Source organism: Rugosibacter aromaticivorans, from assembly GCF_000934545.1.
Taxonomy (GTDB): Bacteria; Pseudomonadota; Gammaproteobacteria; order Burkholderiales; family Rhodocyclaceae; genus Rugosibacter; species Rugosibacter aromaticivorans.
Genome location: NZ_CP010554.1, coordinates 2,559,540 through 2,576,990 on the forward strand (window position 1 = coordinate 2,559,540; position 17,451 = coordinate 2,576,990).

The 17,451-nt window shown below is 47.3% G+C and carries 24 protein-coding genes; all 24 read right to left on the minus strand.

The genetic code is table 11. The annotated features are described in order from the left end of the window. Nucleotide 1: 1 nt before the first annotated feature. Complete coding sequence (gene rpsE / locus PG1C_RS12695; RefSeq protein WP_202635110.1) at nt 2-529, minus strand: 30S ribosomal protein S5; 528 nt, start codon at nt 527-529, stop codon at nt 2-4. 11 nt (nt 530-540) lie between these two features. Continuing rightward, complete coding sequence (gene rplR, locus PG1C_RS12700) at nt 541-894, minus strand: 50S ribosomal protein L18 (RefSeq protein ID WP_202635111.1); 354 nt, start codon at nt 892-894, stop codon at nt 541-543. 15 nt (nt 895-909) lie between these two features. Beyond that, the gene (gene rplF / locus PG1C_RS12705) at nt 910-1,443 is read right to left on the minus strand and encodes a 50S ribosomal protein L6 (protein ID WP_202635112.1); all 534 of its coding nucleotides are present in this window, start codon (nt 1,441-1,443) and stop codon (nt 910-912) included. A gap of 13 nt (nt 1,444-1,456) precedes the next feature. Continuing rightward, complete coding sequence (rpsH, locus tag PG1C_RS12710) at nt 1,457-1,852, minus strand: 30S ribosomal protein S8 (RefSeq protein WP_202635113.1); 396 nt, start codon at nt 1,850-1,852, stop codon at nt 1,457-1,459. A 14-nt stretch (nt 1,853-1,866) separates the two neighbouring features. After that, nucleotides 1,867-2,172: a 30S ribosomal protein S14 gene (gene rpsN, locus PG1C_RS12715; protein WP_202635114.1), complete on the minus strand. Its 306-nt coding sequence runs from the start codon at nt 2,170-2,172 to the stop codon at nt 1,867-1,869. Between the two features lie 7 nt (nt 2,173-2,179). After that, entirely contained in the window at nt 2,180-2,719 is a 540-nt protein-coding gene (rplE, locus tag PG1C_RS12720) for a 50S ribosomal protein L5 (RefSeq protein WP_202635115.1), read from the minus strand. An 8-nt stretch (nt 2,720-2,727) separates the two neighbouring features. Then, a complete protein-coding gene (gene rplX, locus PG1C_RS12725; protein ID WP_202635116.1) occupies nt 2,728-3,048 on the minus strand; it encodes a 50S ribosomal protein L24 in 321 nt (106 codons plus the stop codon). 22 nt (nt 3,049-3,070) lie between these two features. After that, the gene (rplN, locus tag PG1C_RS12730) at nt 3,071-3,439 is read right to left on the minus strand and encodes a 50S ribosomal protein L14 (protein WP_202635117.1); all 369 of its coding nucleotides are present in this window, start codon (nt 3,437-3,439) and stop codon (nt 3,071-3,073) included. 165 nt (nt 3,440-3,604) lie between these two features. Beyond that, complete coding sequence (gene rpsQ, locus PG1C_RS12735) at nt 3,605-3,868, minus strand: 30S ribosomal protein S17 (protein ID WP_202635118.1); 264 nt, start codon at nt 3,866-3,868, stop codon at nt 3,605-3,607. After that, a complete protein-coding gene (gene rpmC / locus PG1C_RS12740; protein ID WP_202635119.1) occupies nt 3,865-4,059 on the minus strand; it encodes a 50S ribosomal protein L29 in 195 nt (64 codons plus the stop codon). The genes rpsQ and rpmC overlap by 4 nt, the downstream gene beginning before the upstream one ends. A gap of 6 nt (nt 4,060-4,065) precedes the next feature. Further along, nucleotides 4,066-4,479 carry a 50S ribosomal protein L16 gene (rplP, locus tag PG1C_RS12745; RefSeq protein WP_202635120.1) on the minus strand — a complete coding sequence of 138 codons (414 nt, stop codon included), beginning with the start codon at nt 4,477-4,479 and terminating at the stop codon, nt 4,066-4,068. Nucleotides 4,480-4,482: 3 nt separating this feature from the next. Further along, nucleotides 4,483-5,289, minus strand: coding sequence for a 30S ribosomal protein S3 (gene rpsC, locus PG1C_RS12750; protein ID WP_237218191.1), 807 nt, complete (start codon nt 5,287-5,289; stop codon nt 4,483-4,485). Nucleotides 5,290-5,298: 9 nt separating this feature from the next. Continuing rightward, nucleotides 5,299-5,628, minus strand: a complete 330-nt coding sequence (gene rplV, locus PG1C_RS12755) for a 50S ribosomal protein L22 (RefSeq protein ID WP_237218349.1) — start codon at nt 5,626-5,628, stop codon at nt 5,299-5,301. A gap of 9 nt (nt 5,629-5,637) precedes the next feature. Then, nucleotides 5,638-5,919: a 30S ribosomal protein S19 gene (gene rpsS, locus PG1C_RS12760; RefSeq protein WP_202635122.1), complete on the minus strand. Its 282-nt coding sequence runs from the start codon at nt 5,917-5,919 to the stop codon at nt 5,638-5,640. A gap of 10 nt (nt 5,920-5,929) precedes the next feature. Then, the gene (rplB, locus tag PG1C_RS12765) at nt 5,930-6,757 is read right to left on the minus strand and encodes a 50S ribosomal protein L2 (RefSeq protein WP_202635123.1); all 828 of its coding nucleotides are present in this window, start codon (nt 6,755-6,757) and stop codon (nt 5,930-5,932) included. Continuing rightward, nucleotides 6,757-7,071, minus strand: a complete 315-nt coding sequence (gene rplW, locus PG1C_RS12770) for a 50S ribosomal protein L23 (protein ID WP_202635124.1) — start codon at nt 7,069-7,071, stop codon at nt 6,757-6,759. The genes rplB and rplW overlap by 1 nt, the downstream gene beginning before the upstream one ends. Further along, entirely contained in the window at nt 7,068-7,691 is a 624-nt protein-coding gene (gene rplD / locus PG1C_RS12775) for a 50S ribosomal protein L4 (protein ID WP_202635125.1), read from the minus strand. Before rplD ends, rplW begins: the two co-directional genes overlap by 4 nt. A 2-nt stretch (nt 7,692-7,693) precedes the next feature. After that, complete coding sequence (rplC, locus tag PG1C_RS12780) at nt 7,694-8,350, minus strand: 50S ribosomal protein L3 (RefSeq protein ID WP_202635126.1); 657 nt, start codon at nt 8,348-8,350, stop codon at nt 7,694-7,696. Between the two features lie 92 nt (nt 8,351-8,442). Next, nucleotides 8,443-8,754, minus strand: coding sequence for a 30S ribosomal protein S10 (rpsJ, locus tag PG1C_RS12785; protein ID WP_202635127.1), 312 nt, complete (start codon nt 8,752-8,754; stop codon nt 8,443-8,445). Between the two features lie 86 nt (nt 8,755-8,840). After that, the gene (gene tuf, locus PG1C_RS12790; protein WP_202635128.1) at nt 8,841-10,031 is read right to left on the minus strand and encodes an elongation factor Tu; all 1,191 of its coding nucleotides are present in this window, start codon (nt 10,029-10,031) and stop codon (nt 8,841-8,843) included. Between the two features lie 26 nt (nt 10,032-10,057). Beyond that, nucleotides 10,058-12,151, minus strand: coding sequence for an elongation factor G (gene fusA / locus PG1C_RS12795; RefSeq protein WP_202635129.1), 2,094 nt, complete (start codon nt 12,149-12,151; stop codon nt 10,058-10,060). Nucleotides 12,152-12,265: 114 nt separating this feature from the next. Continuing rightward, on the minus strand, nt 12,266-12,736 hold the full coding sequence (gene rpsG / locus PG1C_RS12800) for a 30S ribosomal protein S7 (protein WP_202635130.1): 471 nt from the start codon (nt 12,734-12,736) through the stop codon (nt 12,266-12,268). 21 nt (nt 12,737-12,757) lie between these two features. Beyond that, on the minus strand, nt 12,758-13,135 hold the full coding sequence (gene rpsL, locus PG1C_RS12805) for a 30S ribosomal protein S12 (protein ID WP_202635131.1): 378 nt from the start codon (nt 13,133-13,135) through the stop codon (nt 12,758-12,760). 114 nt (nt 13,136-13,249) lie between these two features. After that, nucleotides 13,250-17,440, minus strand: a complete 4,191-nt coding sequence (gene rpoC / locus PG1C_RS12810) for a DNA-directed RNA polymerase subunit beta' (RefSeq protein WP_202635132.1) — start codon at nt 17,438-17,440, stop codon at nt 13,250-13,252. Nucleotides 17,441-17,451 lie beyond the last annotated feature (11 nt).

The window sequence follows — 17,451 nt, forward strand, 5'->3', positions numbered from 1 at the left end:
ATCACTCCAGGATTTCAGCGATAGCCTTGCCACGTTTAGCAGCAATCTCTGAAGGTGTATTCATGGCCAATAGACCATGTAGGGTCGCACGGACAACATTGTAAGGATTAGTAGAACCAATCGTTTTTGCTACAACGTCCGTAATACCCATGACCTCGAAAACCGCTCTCATTGGCCCACCAGCGATGACCCCGGTTCCCGCCGAAGCTGGGGACATTAATACCTTGGTTGCACCATGTCTGCCAGTTACAGAATGGTGCAATGTGCCATCCTTAAGATTAACTTTAACTAACTTCCTTCGAGCTTCTTCCATCGCCTTTTGAACAGCAACAGGAACTTCGCGAGACTTTCCTTTACCCATTCCAACACCACCATCGCCATCACCGACAACAGTTAGTGCAGCAAAACCCATAATTCGGCCACCTTTTACAACCTTGGTAACCCGGTTGATAGCAACCATTTTCTCGCGCATACCATCATCAGGCTTTTCTTGACCCTGTTGAGGTTTCCTACCTTGTGGTTTAGCCATATTTATCTCGCTTAGAACTTAAGACCGCCCTCTCGGGCAGCTTCGGCCAACGCCTTGACGCGGCCATGGTAATGAAAACCAGAACGATCAAATGCAACCTGATCAATCCCTGCGGCTTTTGCACGCTCCGAAATCAGACTACCGATAATTTTGGCAGCTTCAACATTTGCACCATTGGGTACTTTTATGCGAACTTCGGCTTCCATCGAAGATGCAGCAGCAATCACTTTAGTTCCGCAACTGGAAAATATTTGTGCTGAAATATGGCAATTTGACCGATGCACAGCCAACCTTACCATTTTTAATTCAGCAATCTTCGCACGGGTTTTAAGTGCCCTACGTTGGCGAGCAAGCTTTTTTTTCATAATTAGATGCTCCGCTTATTTTTTCTTGGTTTCTTTAATCACAACCACCTCATCCGAATACCGCACACCTTTACCTTTATAGGGCTCAGGAGGTCGGTAAGCACGAATTTCAGCAGCAACTTGTCCGACGACTTGCTTGTTAATACCTTTGACGAGTATTTCCGTTTGCGTCGGTGTCTCGATCTTGATACCGGGAGGAATACTATGAACAACTGGATGAGAGAAACCAAGAGTCAAGTTAAGATTCGCACCCTGAGCCTGAGCCCGATACCCAACACCGATAAGATTTAATTTTTTCTCAAAGCCCTTTGTAACACCAGTGACCATGTTATTGACCAGCGCACGCATAGTGCCGGACATAGCATCAGCCCCTGGTACATTTTGGGAACAGCTAAAAAAGAGCTTATCATCCTTCCGATCAATGAGCACCAAAGGAAGACAGAACTGATTCAAAATTCCCAATGGCCCCTTAACCACAATTTCATTTGCACTCAGTGTAACATCCACTCCATTCGGGATATCTACTGGATATTTAGCAATACGCGACATAGTAAAAGCCTCTTTAAGCAACGATACAGATAATTTCGCCGCCCATGTTTCCAGCGCGTGCTTGCCTATCAGTCATGACACCCTTAGGGGTCGACACAATCGCAACCCCCAAACCATTCATCACCTTGGGTAAATCATCTTTTCCTTTATATACCCTGAGCCCTGGGCGAGATACACGATCAATCCTTTCAATGACAGGATAGCCATCATAATATTTCAACTCCAAGTCCAGCTCAGGCTTCACACCATTTTCTCGCACTACAAAACCTTCTATATAGCCCTCGTCTTTCAAAACTTTAGCAATAGCCAATTTAAGTTTTGATGATGGCATCGATACAGACAGCTTGGTCGCCATTTGCGCATTACGAATGCGGGTAAGCATATCGGCAACAGGATCGGTCATACTCATAACTTTATATCTCCTTACCAACTAGCCTTAGTTAGCCCCGGAACTTCGCCGCGCATTGCAACCTCACGCAACTTGTTGCGGCACAATCCGAACTTACGGAACACACCCCGCGGACGCCCCGTCAACGCGCAACGATTCCTTTGACGCGACGGACTTGAGTTACGAGGTAATTGCTGAAATTTTAAGCGAGCAGCCATGCGCTCATCTTCTGAAAGTGCAAGGTTTGTAAATATCTCAACAAGACTTGCCCGCTTAGCAGCGAATTTACTCACCGTTTTTTCGCGCTTTTCTTCACGATTTATAAGAGCCAACTTAGCCATATGATCATTAATTCCTAAAAGGAAATTTAAATGCAGTCAGAAGCGCCTTCGCCTCTTCATCCGTCTTCGCAGTCGTAGTAATGCTAACATTCATCCCACGAAGTACATCGATTTTATCGTACTCGATCTCAGGGAAAATAATCTGCTCTTTGACACCGACGTTATAGTTACCGCGACCATCAAAGCCTTTACCAGACACGCCCCTAAAATCTCGCACGCGCGGCATTGCAACACTAACCAAGCGATCAAGAAACTCATACATACGAGCACCACGCAAAGTTACCATGCAGCCAATCGGATAACCTTCTCTGATCTTAAACCCAGCAATGGCTTTGCGCGCCTTAGTAACTACGGGTTTTTGACCAGCAATAGCGGTCATATCCCCAACTGCATGATCAAGCACTTTTTTATCGCCAACCGCCTCACCGACACCCATATTCAGGGTTATCTTTGTAATTCTCGGCACTTCCATTACTGATTTGTATGAAAATTTCTCAACCAACTCAGGAAGCACTGTCTGTCTGTAAAATTCCTTTAAGCGAGCCATATAACCTCTCAAGCCTTTACGATAATTTCGCCATTAGACTTAAATACCCGAACTTTTCGGCCATCATCTAACGCCTTAAATCCAACCCTATCTGCTTTTTGAGTAGAAGGATTAAATAGAGATACATTTGATATATTGATTGGCATTTCCTTAGTAAGAATGCCACCCTGTTCACCCTTCATTGGATTGGGTTTAACATGCTTTTTCACCACATTAATTCCGTCAATAATTACGTGGTTTTCATCTAGCCAGCTACGAACAACTCCACGCTTATTTTTATCTTTACCCGCAGTGACAATTACTTCATCACCTTTACGTACTTTATTCATGTTTGAGATCTCACAAAATAGATCAAAGAACTTCGGGAGCCAGCGATACAATTTTCATAAATTGCTCCGTCCTTAATTCTCGCGTCACAGGACCAAAAATACGAGTTCCGATTGGTTCGAGTTTGCTATTAAGCAAAACCGCAGCATTGCCATCAAATTTAACCAGCGAACCATCGCTGCGTCGGACGCCCTTAGCTGTACGAACGACAACCGCACTGTAAACCTCACCTTTTTTGACTCGCCCGCGTGGTGCAGCATCTTTAATGCTCACCTTAATGACATCACCAACGCTCGCATAACGGCGCTTAGATCCGCCTAAAACCTTAATACACATAACCGAGCGTGCACCGGTATTATCGGCGACATCTAAAATCGACTGCATCTGAATCATTTATCTATCTCCAACTTAATTCATGCATTGAGCATGCACGATCAGTTTTGGCGCCCGCCAGGGGCTGAAAGCCGAAATAATCGGCAAGTTGAGAACCAAATTTTACTAACAGCTGTTAGTTTCGTCAAGTGATAAACGTTTAACTTTAAAAGTATAAATTTTTCGTCAAACTTTTTCAATGACTCGCATTACTCTCCATGACTTGGTTTTAGATATTGGGGCGCATTCCTCAATCTGAACAAGATCTCCAGACAAAGCCTCAATACCTTCCACGTGTGCATGATATTTCTTTGAGCGGACAAGGATTTTCCCGATGACAGGGTGCTTAACTTTACGCTCAATTAGCACCGTTATAGTTTTATTCATCTTGTCGGAAACAACACGGCCCTGTAAGGTTCGCCTAACTGCCTGCTTAGTTTCTGTTGTCATTTTATCTTCGCCTTTTCACACTGGATTGTCTTAATACGGGCAATGTCTTTACGTACCTTGCTAATCTGGCTGCTATTACTCAGCTGCTGCGTAGCGACTTGCATGCGAAGACTAAACTGTGTTTTTCTTAAATCTAAAAGGCTCTTCTGTAATTCATCGTCACCCTTTGATCTTATTTCATTGGCTTTCATTATTGATCATCCCAAATGTCGAGTTACGAATTTCGTCTCAAGAGGTAGTTTTGCGGCAGCCAAGCGAAAAGCCTCTCTTGCCAAAACCTCATCCACACCATCCATCTCGTACAGCACTTTCCCAGGCTGGATTTCTGCAACCCAGTATTCCGGGGAGCCTTTCCCGTTGCCCATTCTAACTTCTGCAGGTTTTTTAGATATAGGTTTGTCCGGGAAAATACGAATCCAGATACGGCCCCCACGTTTGATATGACGAGTCATTGCACGTCGAGCAGCTTCAATCTGACGTGCAGTCAAACGACCGCGACCTATAGCCTTAAGGCCGTACTCACCAAAGCTTACCTTGGCCCCGCGCGTAGCTAAGCCCGTATTCCGGCCCTTTTGTTCTTTACGATATTTTCTTCTAGAGGGTTGCAGCATTTATTACTCCTTAACCTCTTTAATTGCACCAGTATCACCCTCGACGACGGCTACAGTTCTACGAACTCGTTTCGCTGGGGCTTTTGTCTGAGCTCCAGTATCATCTTGAACTTTATTGGGGGAACGCTTAGGCTTAGTACGACTATCATCTATAGCCTGATGGTCAGTTACGGACTCGTTACGGGCGACAGACTCACCCTTAAAGACCCAAACCTTGATTCCAATAATTCCATATGTAGTTTTAGCTTCAGATACACCATAATCAATATCTGCCCGCAAAGTATGCAAGGGCACCCGCCCTTCTCGATACCATTCACGACGAGCAATTTCAGCACCATTTAAACGTCCGGAACTCATTATCTTAATACCCTGCGCACCAAGTCGCATGGCATTTTGCATCGCACGTTTCATCGCACGACGAAACATAATGCGCTTTTCTAGTTGCTGGGCAATTGAATCGGCAATAAGTTGCGCATCGATTTCCGGTTTACGAATTTCCTCGATGTTTACATGAACAGGAACACCCATTCTTTTCTGCAACTCAGCTTTAAGGAACTCAATATCCTCTCCCCTCTTACCAATAACAACACCTGGGCGAGCACTAAAAACCGTAATCCGTGCATTTTTTGCAGGACGCTCAATCAGAACTCTACCAACAGAGGCATGAGCTAGTTTTTTCTTCAAAAACTCCCTGACATCAAGATCTTCTTTCAGCATCTGTGGGAAGTTTTTGCTGTTAGCATACCAACGAGAACTCCAGTTCCGCGTTACCGCCAATCGAAATCCCGTCGGATGTATTTTTTGTCCCATTTTTCTTCCTTAGTTACCGACGGTCACAAAGATATGGCAGGTAGGCTTAAGAATTCTGTTCCCCCGACCCTTTGCACGCGCTGTAAATCGCTTTAGCACAGTACCTTTTTCAACATAAATAGTTGTAACACGCAAAGCATCGATATCAGCTCCATCATTGTGTTCAGCATTTGCAATTGCAGACTCAAGAACTTTTTTAATAATGGTCGCACCTTTCTTAGAAGAAAAGGACAGAATACTTAATGCGTGATCAACAGATTTGCCACGTATTAAATCAGCCACTAACCGACCCTTTTGTGAAGAAAGTCGAACACCACGCAAAACAGCATTAGTCTCCATCATTACCCCTTACTTCTTAGCAACGGCCTTTTTGCCGCCGGTATGACCTTTAAATGTTCGCGTCAGCGCAAACTCGCCCAATTTATGCCCAACCATATTCTCCGACACATAAACAGGAATATGCTGCTTCCCGTTATGAACCGCTATGGTCAAACCAATAAAATCCGGGAGAATTGTTGATCTGCGCGACCAAGTTTTAATCGGGCGTTTATCCTTTGACAAACGAGCGGCATCTACCCTCTTTAAGAGGTGAGCATCGACAAAAGGACCTTTTTTAATTGAACGTGCCATATTTCACCTCTTACCGCTTATGACGGCGCTGAACAATCATAACGTCAGTGCGCTTATTGTTACGGGTACGATAACCCTTAGTAGGAGTACCCCAGGGACTCACTGGAACCCTACCGGTACCCGTGCGGCCCTCACCGCCACCGTGAGGGTGATCAACTGGATTCATTGCAACACCCCTGACCGTCGGACGTATACCTCGCCAGCGCTGCGCACCAGCCTTGCCTATTTTTCTAAGGCTATGCTCTTCGTTTCCAACTTCACCAATCGTAGCCCGGCACTCGACATGAACTCGACGAATTTCACCTGAACGTAGACGGACCTGCGCATATGTGCCTTCACGCGCAAGCAACTGGGCAGATGCACCTGCTGAGCGAACCATCTGAGCACCCTTACCCGGCGTCATTTCAATGCAGTGAATTGTTGTACCTACTGGAATATTACGGATTGGCAATGCATTACCCGGCTTGATGGGCGCATCTGCCCCACTAATAACTTGCTGCCCCGCACTCATGCCCTTAGTCGCAATAATATATCTACGGTCACCATCAGCGTACAGCACTAGCGCAAGGTTAGCTGATCGGTTTGGATCGTATTCCAAACGTTCAATCCTACCCGGGACTCCATCTTTGGTGCGCAAGAAATCAATAATGCGATATTGCTTTTTATGCCCACCACCCATATGACGAGTGGTTATGTGGCCATGTGCATTACGACCCCCAGTACGGGTTTTCGTTTCTACCAATTTATCAAGGGGACGCCCCTTGTACAAATTGGCATTAACCACCTTAACAACAGCTCGACGCCCTGGGGACGTAGGCTTAACTTTTACGAGAGACATTAAGCGCCGCCCCCTTCAGTAAAATTAATTTCCTGCCCTGGCTTCAAACATACAAAAGCCTTCCTTTGATCGTTACGCCGACCAATATTTTTGCCAACGCGCTTCACTTTTCCCTTCAAATTACTCACTTGCACTGATTTAACCTCTACTTTAAAAAGCAGCTCAACCGCAGCTTTAATCTCCGGCTTTGTTGCATCAGGCAAAACAACAAAAACAACCTGCTCATTTTTATCAGCAATATAAGTCGCTTTCTCCGATATCTGAGGAGAAACTAAAACTTGCAACAGGCGCTCTTGACTATAATTTAAGCTCATGCCAGCATCTCCTCTACCTTAGCGACCGCAGCTTTTGTTAAAAGCACTCTAGAAAATCTAACAAGCGAAATGGGGTCTGCTTGATGAGCCTCAAGAACTAGAACTCCAGGAAGATTTCGCGCTGCCAAGCTTAAGTTATCATCCGGGGCGTCAATTATGACGAGGACAGACTCATCAAAACCCAAAGCTTTTAACTTACCCACAACTAAGCGAGTCTTAGGAGCATCTACAGTGAAGTCATTAACAACCACCAACCTATCTTCACGAGCCAACTGAGAGAATATCGAAGCCAGACCGGCCCGATGCATTTTCCTATTTATCTTTTGCGTGAAGTTCTCATTCGGAGAATTCGGGAAAATTCGACCACCGCCGCGCCACAAAGGAGAGGAAGTCATGCCCGCACGAGCACGGCCCGTACCTTTTTGTTTAAAAGGTTTTTTAGTACTATGATGAACTTCTTCCCGATCCTTCTGCTTTCTATTACCAGATCGCGCATTTGCCTGATAAGCAATTACCACCTGATGCACTAGCGCCTCATTAAACTCCCTACCAAAAACCGAGTCCTGAGCAGATAAAGGAAGACACTGCTGCCCTTGAGCGTCAATCAACTTTAGATCCATGACTATGCCCCAGCTTTCATTTTTTCTTTAACCGCAGGCAGAACGACTACCTCGCCACCTTTAGAGCCAGGAACAGCACCCTTAACCATGAGTAGCTGTCGCAATTCATCCACACGGATAATGAGTAAATTTTGAGCCGTACAGGCATCATTGCCCAAATGTCCCGCCATCTTTTTGCCAGGAAAAACCCGACCTGGATCCTGCGCCATACCAATGGATCCAGCAGAGTTATGCGATAAGGAGTTACCATGGGAAGCTCGGTTGGAAGAAAAGTTATGGCGCCTAATTGCACCGGCATAGCCTTTACCGATTGAAGTGCCACTAACATCAACCAACTGCCCCACTGCAAATACTGTCGCAGCAACAACATCGCCAGACTTTAAGCTAGCCAGTTGATCAGGAGCCACCCTAAATTCACGCAAGACACTACCTGCTTCAACACCAGCCTTAGAAAAATGACCGGTTGCGGCTTTATTCACACGGCTTGCACGACGTACCCCATAAGCAACCTGCACAGCCGAGTAACCATCCGAGTCTTCCGTTTTAACTTGTGTTACACGATTATTTGACACATCAAGCACAGTCACAGGGATGGAACTTCCATCCTCCGCAAATATACGCGTCATGCCAACCTTGCGTCCAACAAGGCCTAAACTCATTTTATTCTCCTAAACTCCAGCTACGATTGGCTGGGCTTGCTTACTTTAAAATACTTAAAAACACTCGACTTCCCTACACACATCTCAGATACTTACTGAAGCTTAATCTCAACATCCACACCAGCTGGAAGATCCAACTTCATCAGAGCATCTACAGTTTTATCTGTGGGATCGATAATATCCATTAGCCGAAGGTGGGTTCGAATCTCGAACTGATCACGAGACGCCTTATTCACGTGCGGGGAGCGTAAGATATCAAAACGCTCAATGCGGGTTGGCAAGGGTACTGGACCACTCACAACAGCTCCTGTCCGTTTTGCGGTTTCCACAATCTCCAGAGCTGATTGATCGATAAGTCGATAATCAAATGCCTTGAGACGAATGCGAATCTTTTGACTTTGCATACAATTTCCTTAAACCTTAAAGAGCGATAGTGAAACAGACAGCCGAGCATTATATCGCCAACTAACTCAACCTGCAAGATTATTACTTACTCAATAACCTTCGCCACAACACCTGCGCCGACGGTACGACCGCCTTCACGGATGGCGAAACGCAAACCTTCTTCCATCGCAATAGGCGCGATCAGCTTGACCGTCATGGCAATGTTGTCACCCGGCATGACCATTTCCGTGCCTGCGGGTAATTCAATCGCACCAGTGACATCCGTCGTGCGGAAGTAGAACTGGGGGCGGTAGCCATTGAAGAACGGCGTGTGACGACCGCCTTCATCTTTCGAGAGAATATAGACCTCGGAGGTGAAGTGGGTGTGCGGGTTGATCGAACCTGGCTTGGCGAGCACTTGCCCACGCTCGATTTCTTCGCGCTTCGTGCCGCGGAGCAATACGCCCACATTGTCACCCGCCTGGCCCTGGTCGAGCAGCTTACGGAACATTTCGACGCCCGTGCAGGTGGTCTTGACGGTGGGGCGAATGCCGATGATTTCAATTTCTTCGCCCACTTTGACGATGCCACGCTCAACACGACCGGTGACAACGGTGCCACGGCCGGAGATGGAAAAGACGTCTTCGATGGGCAACAGGAAGGGTTTGTCAATCGCACGCTCGGGGGTGGGAATGTAGCTGTCCAGGGCTTCTGCAAGCTTGAGAATGGCTTCTTCGCCCAACGGGCCTTTGTCGCCTTCGAGTGCTTTCAGGGCAGAACCTTTGATGATGGGAACGTCATCGCCCGGGAAGTCGTACTTGCTGAGCAATTCACGGACTTCCATTTCGACGAGTTCGAGCAGTTCGGCGTCATCGACCATGTCGCATTTGTTCATGAAGACGATGATGAAGGGAACGCCTACCTGACGCGCCAGCAGGATGTGCTCGCGGGTTTGGGGCATGGGGCCGTCGGCAGCCGAGACGACGAGGATGGCGCCATCCATCTGGGCGGCGCCGGTGATCATGTTTTTTACATAGTCGGCGTGGCCCGGGCAGTCAACGTGGGCGTAGTGACGGTTCGCTGTTTCATACTCGACGTGCGCGGTGTTGATGGTGATGCCCCGCGCTTTTTCTTCCGGTGCGGCGTCAATTTGGTCGTAGGCTTTTGCTTCGCCGCCAAATTTGGCCGACAGGATCGTCGTGATCGCCGCCGTTAATGTGGTCTTGCCGTGATCAACGTGTCCAATCGTCCCCACATTGACGTGCGGTTTCGTTCGCTCAAACTTGCCTTTTGCCATGTCAGTTACCTCAAATGCATTAACTACTATTTTTTGTTAATAATTGCCTCGGCCACATTCTTTGGGGCTTCAGAATAATGTTTAAATTCCATTGAATAGGTAGCTCGCCCTTGGGATAAGGAGCGCAGCTGAGTTGAGTAACCAAACATTTCAGCCAAAGGAACTTCGGCTTTAATTAGCTTAATTCCGCCAACCTGATCTTCCATACCCAAAACAATTCCGCGACGCCCAGATAAGTCGCCCATTAGGTTGCCCATATAGTCCTCGGGGGTCTCAACTTCTACCGACATCATGGGCTCAAGCAATACAGGACTGGCTTTCCGCATAGCATCCTTAAAAGCCATCGAAGCAGCCATCTTGAAAGCATTTTCGTTGGAGTCAACATCGTGATATGAGCCATCAAAAAGAGTTACCTTGACGTCGACTACAGGGAAACCAGCCAATACACCATTTGGCAGTGTCTCCACGAGACCCTTTTCAACTGCGGGAATAAATTCCCGAGGTACTGATCCCCCTTTAATAGAATCAACAAACTCAAAACCCTTACCCGTTTCGTTTGGCTCTAGCTTTATCCAAACATGCCCGTATTGACCACGGCCACCAGACTGTTTAACGAACTTACCCTCTTGCTCAACCGCCTTACGAATGGCTTCACGATAAGCAACTTGGGGGGCACCAACATTAGCCTCAACACCAAACTCTCGCCGCATTCGATCAACAAGAATCTCAAGGTGCAACTCGCCCATACCTGAAATAATGGTCTGGCCTGATTCTTCATCAGTTCTCACTCGGAAAGACGGGTCTTCTTGGGCTAAGCGATTTAACGCAATACCCATTTTCTCTTGGTCGGCTTTGGTTTTTGGCTCAACCGCAACGTGAATAACCGGCTCAGGAAATACCATCCGCTCTAAAATAATAACCTTATCAGGATCACTAATGGTGTCTCCGGTCGTAGCCTCTTTCAGCCCAACAGCTGCAGCAATATCTCCGGCAAAAACCTCTTTAATTTCTTCCCGCTGGTTTGCATGCATCTGAAGAATACGGCCTAAGCGCTCTTTACGACCCTTAATTGGGTTGTAAATAGTATCACCCGTCTTAACCATTCCCGAGTACACGCGAAAAAAAGTAAGCTGCCCGACATACGGATCAGTCATAATCTTAAAAGCAAGCGCTGAAAATGGCTCAGCATCCGAGGGCTTTCGCTCTCCCTCTTGCTCATTTTCAAGAATACCTTTGACTGGCAAAACATCCGTTGGCGCTGGCAAGTACTCAATCACTGCATCCAACATTGCCTGCACACCTTTATTCTTGAATGCCGATCCACATAGCATCGGGACAATTTCGGCACTGAGCGTACGCAAACGCAAACCACGCTTAATATCTTCCTCGCTCAAATCACCAGACTCAAGATACTTATTCATTAACTCTTCGGAAGCCTCTGCAGCCGCTTCAAGCATCTTTTCACGCCAGGTATCCGCTGTAGCTTTTAGGTCGGCAGGGATATCGCCATATTCAAATCTCGTCCCCTGGCTTGCATCGTCCCAAATAATCGCCTTCATCTTAACCAGATCGACAACGCCTTCAAATTTCTCCTCTGCGCCTATTGGTATCTGAAGGGGGATTGGGTTCGCCTTCAGGCGCAAACGCATCTGATCATGCACCTTGAAAAAATCAGCGCCCTGACGATCCATTTTATTGACAAAAGCAAGGCGCGGCACATGGTAGCGATTAGCTTGGCGCCAGACTGTCTCTGACTGAGGCTGAACGCCACCCACCGCACAGTAAACCATGCAGGCCCCATCCAAAACCCGCATTGACCGCTCAACTTCGATAGTAAAATCCACATGCCCCGGGGTATCAATAATATTCACACGGTGCTCTTGGAAGTTCCCGCCCATGCCCCGCCAAAAACAGGTTGTCGCAGCTGAGGTAATGGTAATACCGCGCTCCTGTTCCTGCTCCATCCAGTCCATGGTTGCAGCACCATCATGAACTTCACCAATTTTATGGTTAACGCCTGTATAAAACAGGATGCGCTCAGTTGTAGTAGTTTTTCCAGCGTCAATATGTGCTGAAATACCGATATTACGATAGCGCTCAATGGGGGTCTTACGTGCCACTTGGTTTACCTACCTTATTCAAATAAGCCGAATGCAACGCCGTAAGAGCCAATGCGATTCGGAAATAAATCAAACCCTCTATACCCTGAGGGGTGAGATTAATGTGTTACTTAATTAAAAGCGGAAATGCGAGAATGCCTTGTTCGCTTCTGCCATGCGATGGACTTCCTCACGCTTCTTCATAGCAGCTCCACGCCCTTCAGATGCCTCCAGTAACTCAGCAGCCAACCGCTGGCCCATTGATTTTTCGGAGCGCTTTCGTGCCGCCTCACGGAGCCAACGCATTGACAATGCAACCCTGCGTGAAGGGCGAACTTCCACCGGAACTTGGTAGTTTGCACCACCTACTCGACGACTCTTAACCTCTACGACAGGCTTGACATTATTAACAGCTAGCGAAAAGACCTCCAAGGGATCCTTCCCGCTTTTAGAATGTATCTGAGCAAAGGCGCCATAGATAATTCGTTCAGCAACTGATTTTTTGCCGCTCGACATCAACACGTTAACGAATTTCGACAGATCAATGCTTCCAAACTTGGGGTCAGGCAGAATGTCACGCTTAGGAACTTCACGACGACGGGGCATATGTTTTCCTTAATGTTTCGATCAAGCAGCTTTAGGCCGCTTGGCGCCGTATTTTGAACGGCTCTGTTTACGATCCTTGACACCTTGAGTATCAAGACTGCCACGAACAATGTGATAGCGCACACCTGGCAGATCCTTCACCCGGCCACCACGAATCAGAACCACTGAATGCTCTTGCAAATTGTGGCCTTCGCCACCGATATAAGAAATCACCTCGAAACCATTTGTCAAACGCACCTTGGCAACCTTACGCAGAGCAGAATTTGGTTTTTTTGGTGTCGTGGTGTAGACACGCGTACAAACTCCGCGCCTGGCCGGACTATTTCCCAGCGCCGGAACCTTACTTTTTGTTATTTGCGCTTGCCGAGGTTTTCGCACAAGCTGATTAATCGTAGGCATATGTATTTCCTAAACGTAGTGAAAGCACTACAAATTATTGCAAAAATTACTCTTGCCAAAGGCAAAGAGAGCGGATTATATGGAACTCACTCCAGGGCGTCAAGTAACTTACCACTAATCAACAGCAACAGATGCCGTCGACAAATCAAATAGGTTCTGCGCTTCGGATGCGTCGGCTGAAAGCTTGAGATGTCTCCTGCGGTGATACGCCAAACCTGTACCAGCAGGTATCAGTCTGCCAACAATGACATTCTCTTTAAGGCCGCGCAACTCATCGCGTTTACCCATTATCGCTGCCTCGGTCAAAACTCTCGTCGTTTCTTGGAAAGAGGCCGCAGAGATAAACGAGTTGGTTGACAAACTTGCTTTGGTAATTCCCAAGAGCACAAATTCATAGCTTGCCGGAGCTTTGCCGTCTGCGATCAAACGATCATTCTCATCCAAAACCTCATCACACTCCACTTGTTCCTCTTTTATAAAGCGTGAGTCACCGGTGCTTGTGATGACCACCCTGCGTAGCATTTGACGAACGATGACTTCAATGTGTTTATCATTGATCTTGACGCCCTGTAAGCGGTACACATCTTGAACTTCGTCAATAATATAGCGGGCAAGCTCATCCACACCCTTAAGTCGCAGGATGTCATGAGGGTCCGCAGGACCATCCACAATAACCTCACCTTTACTGACAACTTGCCCATCGTGAGCCATGACATGTTTGTCTTTGGAAATAAGGTATTCGCTGCTTACACCATCAAGGTCGGTAATGATGAGACGCTGCTTTCCTTTAGTGTCCTTACCAAAGGATACCGTACCTGTTACCTCAGCCAGAATACCTGCATCTTTTGGCGACCTGGCTTCAAAGAGTTCAGCTACACGCGGTAAGCCGCCAGTAATATCGCGTGTTTTAGACGATTCTTGCGGAATGCGCGAGAGAATATCGCCTACCGAAACTAATTGCCCATCGCGCACTGTGATGAGGGAGCCAACTTGGAAGGTAATGGTAACAACATGATCCGTTCCAGTAAGTTTTACTTCCTGGCCTGATTCATCGATGAGTTTAACTTGTGGACGAACACCTTTGGCAGACTTAACGCCACGTTTAGTGTCGATTACCACCAGCGTAGATAGCCCGGTAATATCATCCATCTGTTCCACTACAGTCACGCCTTTTTCAATATTCTCAAACTTAGCAGTTCCGGCGTACTCCGCAACAATTGGACGGGTATGGGGATCCCAAACGGCAAGCTGTGCGCCAGCTTTAGCTTGAGAGCCATCATCACGTAACAGAGTTGCACCGTAAGGCACTTTGTGACGCTCGCGCTCACGGCCATTGTCATCGACGATCAATAATTCACCTGATCGTGAAATGACTATTTTTTCGCCTTTCGGATTTTCAACATATCGAATTGTTGGCGCATACTTGACGGAACCAGCACTCTTTGCCTCAATGCTACTCTGCGCAGCCGAACGGGAGGCAGCACCACCAACGTGGAACGTGCGCATGGTTAGCTGAGTGCCTGGCTCACCTATAGACTGAGCTGCTATAACCCCAACAGCCTCTCCAGTATTCACCATTGAGCCACGACCTAAATCACGGCCGTAGCACTTGGCGCATAGCCCATACCGCGTTTCACATGAAAGGGGTGTCCTGACATTGACTTCATCAACGCCAATTGCCTCTATAGCATCAACGGCATCTTCATCTAGCAAATAACCTGCAGCATAAAGGACATCGCCAGTATCAGGATGAAGAACATCACTGCACAGAACACGGCCAAGTATACGCTCCCGAAGCGGCTCAATGACTTCGCCCCCTTCAACCAGAGCTTTCATTAAGAATCCGTTTTCGGTCCCACAGTCGTCTTCTATGACAACTAAATCTTGCGTTACATCCACAAGACGGCGAGTCAAATAACCTGAATTTGCCGTTTTTAAAGCAGTATCAGCCAAGCCTTTGCGTGCACCGTGCGTTGAAATGAAGTACTGAAGTACATTAAGCCCTTCACGGAAGTTTGAGGTAATTGGGGTCTCGATGATAGAGCCATCGGGCTTTGCCATCAGTCCCCGCATACCTGCTAATTGCCGAATTTGAGCAGCAGAGCCACGGGCACCAGAATCAGCCATCATATAAATTGAGTTAAATGACTCTTGGCTACAGCGCACCCCCTCGGAATTTTTCACTTCCTCTTTCGCGAGCTGATCCATCATGGCTTTTGCTACTTGATCCCCAGCACGCCCCCAGATATCGACGACCTTGTTATACCGCTCACCTGCAGTTACGAGCCCAGACGTGTATTGCTTCTCAATCTCTTTAACCTCGTCCTCTGCAACTTTTATGAGGTCATGCTTTTGACTCGGTATTTGCATGTCATCCAAGCATATTGAAATACCCCCGCGCGTTGCTAAACGGAAACCATATTGCATGAGCTGGTCAGCAAAAACTACGGTGTCTTTTAAACCACAACGGCGGAAACTTTCATCTACCAGCTTGGAGATTTCTTTTTTCTTGAGAGGCTTGTCAATAACGGAAAAAGGTAAACCGCGCGGCAATATTTCTGACAGTAGTGCTCGGCCTGCGGTCGTTGAATAGCGGGATATTTTTTTCTTCCATTGACCATCGCTGTCCAAGTCATATTCAGGAATACGTACTGTAATACGAGCGTGCAGATCAACCTGCCTTGAGTCAACGCCTCTGGCTAGTTCAGCAATATCCGAAAACATCATGCCCGTTCCACGCGCAGTAACACTTTCCCGCGTTGAATAATAAAGTCCCAAGACAACGTCTTGAGAAGGCACGATAATTGGCACACCGTTCGCAGGCGATAGTACATTGTTCGATGCCAGCATAAGCGTGCGGGCTTCCATTTGGGCCTCTAGTGAAAGCGGCACGTGCACGGCCATTTGATCGCCGTCGAAGTCGGCATTAAAAGCGACACAAACGAGTGGGTGGAGCTGAATTGCCTTGCCTTCAATCAGCATGGGCTCAAAAGCTTGAATACCAAGACGGTGCAAAGTCGGGGCACGATTAAGCATGACGGGATGCTCACGAATAACGCCTTCCAGAATATCCCAAACGACAGGAGTCTCAGCTTCGACTTCTTTTTTAGCCGCTTTGATCGTACTGGCGATACCCATTTTTTCAAGCCGCTCGAAAATAAAGGGCTTGAACAGCTCTAGTGCCATCTTCTTAGGCAAACCACACTGGTGGAGCTTAAGTTGAGGACCGACCACAATAACCGAACGTCCTGAATAATCGACACGTTTTCCTAGCAGGTTTTGTCTGAAACGGCCACCCTTACCCTTGATCATGTCCGCAAGCGACTTAAGTGGCCGCTTGTTTGCACCAGTCATCGCTTTGCCGCGTCGACCGTTGTCAAGCAATGAATCAACTGATTCCTGAAGCATGCGCTTTTCATTGCGAACGATGATGTCTGGCGCTTTTAGTTCTAGTAGCCGCTTGAGGCGATTATTTCGATTGATAACTCTTCGGTACAAGTCATTCAAATCGGAAGTTGCAAATCGACCACCATCAAGTGGCACCAATGGACGCAAATCAGGTGGGAGCACCGGGAGGACCTCTAATATCATCCACTCCGGCTTGATTCCAGAATGCTGGAAGCCCTCCAGCACCTTGAGTCGCTTGGAAATTTTCTTCATTTTTGCTTCAGAGCCGGTTGTTTCGATCTCCTGATGCAAAATTTCGACTTCACGCGCGATGTCTAACGTACGCAAAAGCTCACGCACGCCCTCAGCACCCATCATGGCAGTAAAATCATCACCGTATTCTTCAACCTTAGCCAGATAATCATCTTCAGTCAGTAACTGCGCCCTGTTGAGGAGCGTCATTCCCGGGTCTACGACAACAAATGCTTCGAAATACAATACGCGCTCAATGTCACGTAATGTCATATCAAGCACCATGCCGAGACGGCTAGGCAAGCTCTTAAGGAACCAGATATGCGCCACGGGTGAAGCGAGTTCAATGTGCGCCATGCGCTCTCGGCGTACTTTGGACTGGGTTACTTCTACACCACACTTTTCGCAAATGACTCCGCGATGTTTTAGCCGCTTATACTTCCCGCAAAGGCACTCATAGTCTTTAATTGGGCCAAAGATCTTTGCGCAAAACAAACCATCACGCTCTGGTTTGAATGTCCGATAGTTGATTGTTTCCGGTTTTTTGACTTCCCCATACGACCATGACCGAATCTTGGCTGGTGAAGCCAGACCAATAGTGATCGCATCGAAGTTATCTTCAGCTGCCAGATTTTGCTTAAAAAGATCGGCAAATAGACGTTTCATTAGTTATCTCC